General features: G+C 37.6%; 6 protein-coding genes. All 6 read right to left on the bottom strand.

Going from position 1 to position 11383, the window contains the following annotated elements:
- Positions 1-47 precede the first annotated feature (47 nt).
- Positions 48-1034: a FecR family protein gene (locus AC4MRQ_RS14965; protein ID WP_491198497.1), complete on the bottom strand. Its 987-nt coding sequence runs from the start codon at positions 1032-1034 to the stop codon at positions 48-50.
- Positions 1035-1352: 318 nt separating this feature from the next.
- The gene (locus tag AC4MRQ_RS14970; RefSeq protein ID WP_491198498.1) at positions 1353-1928 is read right to left on the bottom strand and encodes an RNA polymerase sigma-70 factor; all 576 of its coding nucleotides are present in this window, start codon (positions 1926-1928) and stop codon (positions 1353-1355) included.
- Positions 1929-2122: 194 nt separating this feature from the next.
- Entirely contained in the window at positions 2123-5287 is a 3165-nt protein-coding gene (locus AC4MRQ_RS14975) for an endo-beta-N-acetylglucosaminidase (protein WP_491198499.1), read from the bottom strand.
- A gap of 35 nt (positions 5288-5322) precedes the next feature.
- Entirely contained in the window at positions 5323-7965 is a 2643-nt protein-coding gene (locus AC4MRQ_RS14980) for a GH116 family glycosyl hydrolase (RefSeq protein WP_491198500.1), read from the bottom strand.
- Positions 7966-7973: 8 nt separating this feature from the next.
- Complete coding sequence (locus AC4MRQ_RS14985; protein WP_491198501.1) at positions 7974-10637, bottom strand: hypothetical protein; 2664 nt, start codon at positions 10635-10637, stop codon at positions 7974-7976.
- 65 nt (positions 10638-10702) lie between these two features.
- Positions 10703-11383 (bottom strand): DUF2961 domain-containing protein (locus AC4MRQ_RS14990; protein WP_491198502.1); only part of this gene is annotated, 681 nt, incomplete at its 5' end.

Below are 11383 nucleotides of genomic sequence, written 5' to 3' on the forward strand. Positions count from 1 at the left end.
ACTTAGTGTAAGATGGTGTCCTACCACCACTTACACTTTTTTATTTTTCATTCATTCTTTTTAATCATTAAATATCGATTATCCAATCGTTGATAACTTATTCCTTCACTCACCGCCAACACATCTAACACTTGCCAAATAGTTTCATGGTTCTTAAAGCGTCCCGAATAGGTACTATTATTTAATCCATCTCCTTCAATATCAATCCTGACATCATACCACCGCTCTAATCGCTTTATCAATTCAAAGAAAGATACTGAATTAAACACAAAGTGGTTTTTATGCCAGGCGGATGCTTCATCAGCATTCACCTTAACCACTTCAATTTTATTGTCTGACAGAATAGCTTGATCACCAGGTGTCATAGATAATAAGCTGTCTTTATATAGAACATTAATTCGTCCTTCTATCAGGGTGGTTTTCGATAATTCACCTGTATATGATGCAACATTAAATTGGGTTCCAAGTACCTCTACCTTATAATTAGTAGTTTGAACTGTGAATTTCTTCTCCTTATTGGTAGTAACATCAAAAAATGCTTCACCCTGCAGATTAACATGTCGTTCGCGAGTAAAGTCTGTTGCATAATCGAGACGCGAACCTGAATTTAAATATACAACGGAACTATCTGGTAAGATAACTTTCGATTTTTCCCCATTTGCTGTTATAACAGAAGTGTAATCGACTGTTGTTTCTGCTGGCTTATCTATGTGGAACTGGTAACCCAGAATGAATGAAATTGTCAAGACAGCTGCATAAGCAGCAATTTTTGACCAGGAATGTATAAATCTATTTTTATCAAATACCTTTTTTCGAACGATGTTAAGCATCCTATCTATTTCTTCATCTTGGTATGAATAAGGTGACCATTTGTTTTTATACTCTTCAAAAAACTCCTGGTGTTTTGAATCCTGATTCAGCCAATTGCCTAAACGCTGAGCTTCGTCCTTTTCTATACGCCCCTGTAGATATTTCTCAATTATATTTTCGTATTCCACCATTGCCTTGTTGTGATCTCTAATAGTAATACACAATGAAGTATGATTTACCCATCATGAAAAGTAAACTTTTTTTAACGTTATTAAACACAGACACCTTGAATAGCGCAATACGGCTGACCCTTATCTACTGAATTAGTGACTATTATAGGATGTAGTTTTTTTAAAAAAAAGAATGCAGATTAATTTTTCTTTATCAATAAATAGGTTGGTATTTGTCTAACCAACTTATGAGTATGAGTTTAGAATGAGAACTCAATTCTAAATCAAAACAGACCACTAATGGATGACTGTTTTTAACTTGTGGGAAATGGAAAATATTTAAGGTGAAGTAAAATTATTGAAAGATTAAACTTACAACATTTCCGAGATTATATCTAAAACTAACAGAATAGCTCCTTGAGATTTACAGTGTTCTCGTAAAACTTTTAAAGCCGATGAAATGTGACGTTCTACATTTTTAATATTAATATTTAGCTCCTCAGCTATTTCCCGGTTTTTCATTCCTTTAAAGCGACTCATAATAAATACTTCCTTACACCTGGGTGGTAGAGTATCAATAGCCTTATCAAGCTTTTCCTGTAATTCTTTCTCAAATATGATATACGGCTCGTCCCTAACAAAGTCAATGCGATAAAGCTCTTCGCATGACGATAATTCAAACAAGTCATGCAGTTTATCATTGGCTAACCTCATGTCCCTGATATAATTAAGACATCGGTTACGCACCATTTTAAACAAATAATTCTCGAAAGTTTTAGCAACGATATTCTGCCTTTCTTCCCAAGACTTGATGAACGAATCTTGTACTATATCTTTTGCAATTTCATCATCTTTAACAATTACACGAGCAAAAGCTCTTAACCTGGGAAAATACTTACGAAATAAAAAATCAAATTCACCAACTTCATGTAAATAAGTACCAGACATACTTCAACTTCTAAATTATGCGGTCAAAGATAATGGATTACACAATACTTCCTAATTTGAGGAAGTACATTACATTTAATAAAAAAACAAAGGGTAAGACATTAAGCCTTACCCCTTAGCAAATCAATATTGTTTTTTAAAATCGGTTATAAATAAGGAACTAAAGGGAATTACAAAACACCCTTTTAATTAGCCTACTTTTTAACAAACTTGTATTTAAACGTTTCTTTCTCGCCTGGAATTATTATCCAATACATTCCATCTGGTAAATTACCGACGTTAATATTATTAGAAGTTAGTTTACCTTTCATAACAATCGCTCCAGTTAGGTTATATATTTGATAAATGCTATTTACTTCTGCATTATTAATATAAAGTGTGCCCGATGTGGGGTTAGGATAAACTGAAATTGGTGCTTTTTCCTCCTCTACTGTTTCAATTGATCTTGACACTGCTTTTAATTGTGGTGCAGCTGGTGCCGCTACTGGTTCATCAATAACCAGGTAGCAAACTGTTTCACCAATATGTTTTCTTTCAGTATCAGCGAATTGATCTTCATCAAGTGCTAACTTAATATGCGTTGAAGTTAAAGGAGAATCGGTGTGTAGATTAGCCCATCCACCATTACTTCCGGCCATACCGTTAATAGTTGCATATCCATACAAATTACCACTTAAATCATTTGTTGGCATTGTAACAGTATGTCCGGAGCTTGTTGTTTCCAAGCTGGTTATGTTGGCTTTGTTTTGTGCAACGTAGTTACGATTATTAAATGAACCTGTACCAGCTTCAAAAATCACATAACCTATGGTTTCACTTGCTCTGCTCGTATCAGTGTGCTCATCAACCAAAAGACCAGCATTAAATGCGCTACTTATAATAGGATTCACTGAACTACTGCTGATCCAGAAATGGCTAAAATCTGTGTCATTTTCTGTCATTACTTGTCCAACGATAACGGGATCGGTGTATGAGTTGTTATAAGAGCGTGCTTCAACATTCCAATTCCACTTATATGATGTAGCATTAGTAGTGGCTCTTTTTGCCTCGATTTTAATGCCATGATTTGCTTCGGCGTCCACTCCTTCTTCTACGGTTAAATAGTAAACTTTCCGTGCAGTAGTAATGGCATTAGCATTACCAGTCTGCAACTTAACATCAAAGCTATTGCTGGTTACATTCTTAATACGAACAACACCAGGTGTTTCAGATATGGAAGTGTAAACAGGTGTTGCCACTACAACCATATTTGTATAAGTACTATCCAACGTTATTGTTTGCCAGGTATCATTTGCCATAACAGTACCAGTTTCTAATTTTACTGTAGGGTCTGGATCTGGAAGTGTAGTACCGGTATCACCGCTTTTAGTAATGTTATCGTTTGCAACTGAAATAACTTTAAATTGTAGATTAGTATTATTAGCTAAAGCAGGAATATCGTTTAAAATGATTCCACGAGCGCGTGACAAGCCCATTAATTTTTTCTCATTAGTGTCCCCATTAACCTGGTAAATCTCAAAATGATTAACACCTGCATCTTCGTTATAACGTGGGTTATTAGGTAATTCCCAGGTAAGTTTAACATCAACCTGATTACTAGCGGTATTTAAATCAGAGCTTGTGATATTAATAGGTGATGGAGGTGTTGCTACATTATTATTGGTAATGGACATTGCGCCTAAATTTAAATCGTAACCAGTTGTTTGGCCTGTTACATTCATGCTTAATACTGCAATTGTTTGCCCTGCATAAGCTGATAAATCGATTTCAGTAGTGTTCCAACCAACTTGAGTTGTATTTCCAACAGGTAGTTTGGTATATGTACTTAGAGCATTTCCATTTTCGAATGCCAGAGCTAGTTCCAGATGACTGGCTACATTTGCATTTGTATCATCAACTTTATATGTGATAAGTGCTTTTGTTGTATTATCAACCAATAATTTAGTTTTAAAAAGTCGGAGGATATTATCACCTGATGGAATATCTCCGTTGATTTTGATACTTGTGGCTCCGGTGTAAGAAGTATAATAATCCAGATAGCTTGTTAGACCTGAACCACCTGTTTCCCACCACCATTTCCATGTTGGCAGGTCAGTTTGGATACTTTCGTTATTCCAATATTTACTGTGAATCAGCTGACCTTCATAATTGAATCCTTCACCGTTCCCGGTACAAAAAGTTGTGTGCCAAGGTATTGTTTGAATAGCACTCTTAGCAGGGCGCATTGCTGCAATACCCCATGTTCCAGGGTGAGTTCCAGTAGCGCTAGTAGTGATTGTTGCATCTGAAGGATCATTTGTTGGTCCACTCATAAACAATTCGGCCTGTTTGTTAAAATATACTTCTTTTTCAAGAGTAGTACCATTAGGTAAATTAACGCTTTGATAAGGTTCACCCCAAAAACCCAAACCTACATTGCTGTGTGCAATTTTACCGAAAGGATAGTTCACATTACCATAAAAAGCAACTCCAAACATTACATCTCTTGAATCTCGACCAATAGTACTACAGTGATTAGCTGTGACATCAATATCACTTGAGTTCCACCAATAATTAATAAACGGGTGGTCACTAATGATGTCGTTAGATGGTCCAAAAAATGCATCGGAATTACTATCTACTTCACCAATACCAAAGCTTCTTGAACCACTATTGTACCATACATGATAAAATACAACTTTAAAGTCTGCCATCCCTAAATTAGCAGCAGCTGAGCGTACTTGCCGAATCCACTCTTTTCCATCATCAATTGTTACATCCATTGAAGAAACCATGCTGTTGACTTCCCAATTTAAAGAAAGGCCATCAACACCATAATGCTTGCATATTTCAGCAACCTTTTGTGCATGGATAAAATTTCCTTGAGCATCTTTAGTAAACATGCCTGTCCAATCAGCCCATCTAGCATGAGATGGAGTAACACCATCAGCAAATGTGATATTAGCTGTTACTTTTACACCTTGTCTATGACACGATTCAATACGTGAAGCTGGTGGAATTTCTAACTGGCCACCGCCGCCAACCCAAAGACAGTACATGTCTCGGTATTCCATCTGGTTAATTGCCCAACCAATTACGTCACTACCATGTGGATTTGAAGAAGCAATTGCCCAAAGCAGATATTCTTTTTCATTAGAAAGTGAAGGATTTGCTTGTGACGCAGTAAAAACAAACCTGTCTTTTAACGGTACTTGCGATTGATACCAGTGATCTTCACTGTCATTGGAAGGATTCCAATCTTGGATGTAAGTTCCAGTTCCACTTACAAAACTAAAAGTTTTACGTTCGGGATAACCGATCTGCCCGAATAAAGTTGATGAGCATATGATGCACATCAGTAGTAAAGAAAATTTGTTCATAAAAAATACAGAATTAGGTTAAACAAAAATTATATCTAATTATTAATCACGGTTACATTGATTTTTTGCCCTGTACTGATCTTAAGTCCCATCTCATTAATCAGAACCTGATCACCAATCCATTTGACAGTCGCATTAATCGGATTGTTATCCAAAGTAATGTTTACAGTGTTCCCTTTTTGTGCTTTTAAAATCAATTCGTTTAAGTACAATTGACCATTGTGCAATTCTATTGAGTAGTGCTGTTCTCCTCCTGTTTTTGAAACACTTATGTTTCCCCAACCTTGAGCGGATGTGAAGAAGCCATTGAAATCATTCTTGTTGACCCGTGGGGCAAAAGCAATAATTCCTTTCGGGCCATTATAAAAGAAATCTTCCAAAGCAATCAGTACTCCCCATGAAGCCAAAGCCCGGGCGTAATGATCCCCACATTCTATTTCGTTCCATGGGTTGTGCTTTTCTGGTCGATAACGTTCGTGCACAGCTTTTACGAGTGAAAGTCCTTCGGTAATCATACCTTCATAGATCATATTAGTGGCTACCTGGTATTCAATGCCGGTCCATACTTCATTGCGATAACGCACTGCATTTTCATTTAGATGCTCACTAATTGGCCACGTACAGTTCAAAAGACCGGGCTCTCCATCAAGGGCATAATAACGTTCTGGTACAAATCTTTTAGTATGCGGACCAACATCCATCGTCCAGTTATATTTCCAGATAGAATTTAATGTTGTTTTCACTTTATCTTCCGGATATATATAGCCCAGGTTAAGCTGATGTGCCCAGGTTTGTCCGAACATCTGATCGCTTAAACAGCCTTGCGCATATTGGTTCTTTGGATACTTCTTTAAATCCACATCCTGAATAAAATAATGGCCATTCCATAAGCGTTCTGCTGATAACGTACTACCGCTTTTAAATAAGTTATCGCATAATGAAGCATAGTCATCTTCACCCATTTCCATAGCCATTTTGGAAGCTGCCCTTAAAGCCGCCAGATACAGACCTCCTACATACGTATTAGGTCCCATAAAACTTATATCGTAGGTATTGGACTGTTTACCTTCCAAAATACCGTTTGAATCACCATCCAATTCTATCACGTAATCCATAGCTTTCTTAATCTTGGCCCAATTGCGCAATAAGAAAAGCTTATCCTTAGACAATAAGTATTCGCGGTAAGATTTAAGTATAGCTCCGATATGTCCGTCCAGCCAAACTCCATGAGCACCGTTTCGGGCGGCAATTGAACCGTCATCACCATAGGAAGTACCAAAATCTATTTTCTCCCGAATGTTACGCTGAAGCGATGGAAACAAACGTGCAATGGCTTGCTCGTAGTTGTATACGTGAGTGCAGACTCCAACGCACGAACCAACACCTTCCCAGGCCCAGAATTTATTATCGGCCCACCATTGGCATGTTTCGGTAGCCAGAGTTGAAACCGGCATCATAATACGCTGCTTTAACCAATAGGGTAAGTTCATTTGATTGTACCAGCTATCATGAAATTTATAAGTCTCTGTCATTAACAACTCGTAATTTTCAGATATATAATCTGCTACATCCAATGAGGAATTATACCAATTGGCATACATGTTTCCACGAATGGGGCCTTTGGTAAGTATAGCCTGGTTCCAGTTTCCTCCATCACCGTATTCTTTAGGACGGTTAGGAAAATACCATGTAAGTAAAAACACCAGCTCTTTATCTTCGCCCGGTTTTAATTCCAAAACGCTAGTTACGCTCCCTACCAACTCCTCGCCTAATTCTTTGACTGTTACGGGGCTTAATATTGTTGCTTGCTCATCCGTTTTAACCACTTCATTTCCATTTAAAATGGTAAGTGACATGTTTCCATAATAAGGGTGATCTTTTAGCTTATTATCATTGGGCACAAAGTCCATGTATAAGCTATTTTTACCTTCTGCAGATACATTTTTATTACGGATTTGCCCTTTCACTTTGTGTTTTAGATCAGCCATTACCATGTTTTGAATGTAACCTGTCAGGTTTACTTCAACAGTTTGTTTAGATGTATTACTAAGCTTAAACTTAAGTACAGTTGCCGGGTTCGCCGATTCCCGAGCCTTAAGCGGAATAAATGGAGAAAAAGCTTCCATTTCAATTGCTACCGGAAGTTTCTTCTTTTTGTTTTCGTATAATACTCTTGCTATCGGGTACTCGCCTATAAAGCCTATATTGTCAAAATCTGTTTTACTCAGTTGCTTTTTGATGCTTTTATTACCATACTTTACCTCAACATTAAATCCTTGCTTGAAATAACTAAATGGCTCAAATGTTTGGTAACATACTTTCCAGGGCCCTTGTGCCGTTTCAAAATTCAACAAACTGTCAATACCATAACCCGTGTTATATGCATTGTTAGCAATCCACCAACAAGCAAGGCTTCCATCGCCTCGTACGTAAAGTTGACCCGCAGCAATTCCCCCAACAGGCATACCAATGGTTTTTAGTTCTTCACCCCTATAGATTTTTTGTACACCTTTATCCAATAATGATTCTTTCCATGTTTTACTCAAATCTTTCGTTTCTGGTATAACATGACCGTATTTATTTTGACCCGTAGCATTGCCACTGACCATCATAACTGTTAAAACCAATAATATTCTTACTATCCGAGAACATTCCTTAGTCCTTGTTTTAAAGCCCATTTTTCTCATTATAATTCTATAATTTTTGTAATATCCAGTTCAACCTCATTATTTTCCACATCGAACTGTATCCCATTAACGATTAGATAATCTGCCTGTCCATCCACCTTAATCTTAACTCGATAGTTGCTCTTCCATGGCTCGACAAGATATTTTTCAGATAAGCAACTTTCTATGTTCAATTCTGCATAATTTGAATGGTATTGTATTTCTTTAATAATCAATCCATCAACACCTACAGCTAACTGCTTATCCAAATTAACATACAGACTTCCTAATCCCCTTAATGCTTCGGCTAAGCCAGTATAAATGCCTGATCCTTCACCCCAACTAGGATGTGTTCGCATGGCTGATTGTGGATAGGCTTCATGATCAATATTTTCAGGTCCCAAACCAAAGGGATAAATATTGGTATGTTCGTATATACCATTAGACTCATGCAATGGGTGATTGATTAGCACAATTGATGAACGTGCAGCTGCCACTGCCCTTTCCAACAAATCCTGACGTCCTAATGCTTTACCGAAATAAATAAACGATTTAACGACATCGGCCTGACGTGCATCCAGATAGGTTCCTGAATCTGCATTATCAACGCTAAAACCGCCAAAAGGATAAGCAGTATACACATAGTGCGGATTCCATGAACACTGAAAGAAAGTTAAATAATCTACACAGGCCTCACCTTCTTTCAGGTATTGCTCCGATTGTGTTGCTTCATGCAAGGCTTGATAGGCCTCTACAGCCCACATAATGCATAAACTACCCCTGGCAATCTGATTCTGAACAATGTCGCGTTGGAAAAATAAAGGACGGTTTCCGCATGAGTAAAATTGCTCTGAATCAATCCATTTCGCTTCAGGGATTATTTCTTTTGACAGATAACCTGTAATTCGTTCAGCACCTTTTAAATACTTTCCTTGATTAGTCGCATTGTAAAATTCAGCTAAAAACCAGGCTGAAGAAGCCGGCTGAGCTGAATACAATAATATATCAGAAAGCTTCATATCTTTAGAAGCATAGGTAGGTACAGCACCCCTTTCATCAATTACTGTCAGCAACCATTCAGCATAAGGCTGCAAATAGTCGATAATGCGCTCATCCTGTTCACAGCTCATATAATAGTGTAGTAAATGAGCTCCTGTTTTGCTCATAATGGAAATATCATAACTATCACTGTCATCTAAAAAGAAGCGGGTTTTACCGTGCATTGGATCGGAAAACTGTGGTGCCCAACGCCTTTCGTTGGCTTTATAAAAAGTAGCAAATAAGCCATTCTCATTTTGCGGAGCGTCCAAGCACCAGTTTATTATTCGACGTGACCGGTCAATATCTTTTTCATAGTTCAATATGTTACCCCAATACCAAAAACCTGTTGCTTCACGTGCGTTATTCCAAAACTGTGAGTTATGAAGTTCGTCGTTGTGATGATTAATAGCCGAGCGGTAGCCTCCCATTTTCACCCCGTTTTTATCTTCCCATTGTAACCACGAACCTGTATTTTCATGGCCTTGCAGTGGTATATCAATATCCTTCCTTTCATTCGGATTGAATGTAATGCTGTCAACAATGCGGTGATATTCTTCAAAGGGCATGGCTAAATGTCTACCTTTCCTAAACTCCTCATGGCCGTGCTTCTCCCAGATTAGTTTTGCCACATCGCCATATTTAGTGTAATCTCTGGCACTAGCATCAAGCACAAGATCAAAAGCATATTCCAGTTTTTTTCCTTTGAATGTACGCAACATGCTTTCGTCATTGAACCTGTTATAACGGATATGGTGTGATATAATGGCATCCATATATCCATAGGCCATAACCGGCTTTGGAGTTAAGCCACTTTTAACGTTTAAATCTAAAGCTGTCGGTAAAGTGAAATTTTCCTCCACAACGTCTACCTGAAAATGATTCTTTTTAATCCACCCAGTACGTCTGGCATCAGGTGAAACTACCTTACTTTTATTGATATGTTCTAAGTCAGGAACCAAAGCTGCAAACAATGATTCTTCCTGTAATATTATAGCCGGTGAATGATAAGAACGGTCACCTATTACCTGATCCTGTGAATCAATAATTTTCCAACGATGTTGTTGAGATTCTTCGTTGTCAAACTTTAATCCCGGCGTATGAATAAAAAACGGTGCTTTCTCTAAATTATATTCGTAAGTACTTAATAGGTAATCGATTTGATTTTCTTCGTTAGGAAATTCGCAACTGACCTCAATATGAAAGCTTTTTCCATCTTCATTCAGACTTATTTTTTGTGTTAAATGAACATCTCCTTTTCTTCCTGTGATTATAATACTATTTCCATCCTTTCCCGCCGAAATTGCACCCTCAAACTCAGATACCAGATACCTTTCGACAGACCATGATGTATCATAAATTCTGGCAATATCACTGGTGCTAATATTTGTAAAATCTGGCTTAAACGTTTTTGCAACTTCAACAAATAAACCCTCTTTGTTTATAGCGTAAAAATACTGCTCAATCTCTCTATCCTCATTTACCATGCAAACTACTTTAACCCGCTCATTGGATATTTCATATCCGTCAGAAATTTTTAGAACCTTTCTTGCAGGATTTGAACAAGCAAATACTATTTGTAAAACTACAACAGTTATTGCCAACCGCATACTCATTTTTATCATAACAATCCGTCTTAAACTCATTTTTTAATGATTTACCAACAACGTTTTTTATGCTCAATTATCTGTTTATGAATCAGATCTATCTTTTATCGATTATTTAGATAATAGTAAAGAGCTGTTTGATACATGATGGGGCGTTCGTCCGGGTAATATTGCTCTAAAGTTGCAAAGAACGACTTCTGGAAGGGCACATTATCGGCGATCTGAAAACGGTTCATAGAAACAACCCGGTTACCATTTTTTACATAGTGCGCTGCATTTTCTTCCGACTCTTCAATTCCTTCTGCGGTTGTAAAGGTTTGGTTATTAAAAGGCCTGGTAAATTCTGTTGGCCAGCCCCAGGCATACCCAAAATAATCTTCGGTGCCAGTACCATAAGTTGAAGGGAATTTTTCTCCATCCACATAAAACTTTTCATCACCTTCGCCCCACCACCAGCAAGCAAACATTTCTTTTAATCCATAACCATATTCCAGTCCGCTAAGTGGATTGTAAACTGTGAGCATCATACCGCAGAAACGCCCTCTCCCGTTTAAGTCCAGCAGGAAACGGTCAGGCCAACGTTCTTCTTCAATTTCTTTGAGCCCATTATGCCAACTCACATGAAAATAACCATGTGTTTCTGGCATTAAGTTATGTTTCTTTGTGTTTACTTTACTCTTTAACTTTACTCCTCGCTGGCTTTTGTTGGTAATAACAATTTTAGCGGCCTTCTGAAATGGCATATACCAGTTGGAATATAATGTTTTGGCACGGATGCCAAGTGG

The sequence above is a fragment of the Carboxylicivirga sp. genome, from assembly GCF_982718395.1.

What these genes read in the sequence shown, in the direction of transcription:
- AC4MRQ_RS14970 (WP_491198498.1), bottom strand. Translation starts at nt 1,928, where the DNA reads ATGTCTGGTACTTATTTACATGAAGTTGGTGAATTTGATTTTTTATTT.
- AC4MRQ_RS14975 (WP_491198499.1), bottom strand. Translation starts at nt 5,287, where the DNA reads ATGAACAAATTTTCTTTACTACTGATGTGCATCATATGCTCATCAACT.
- AC4MRQ_RS14980 (WP_491198500.1), bottom strand. Translation starts at nt 7,965, where the DNA reads ATGGGCTTTAAAACAAGGACTAAGGAATGTTCTCGGATAGTAAGAATA.
- AC4MRQ_RS14985 (WP_491198501.1), bottom strand. Translation starts at nt 10,637, where the DNA reads ATGAGTTTAAGACGGATTGTTATGATAAAAATGAGTATGCGGTTGGCA.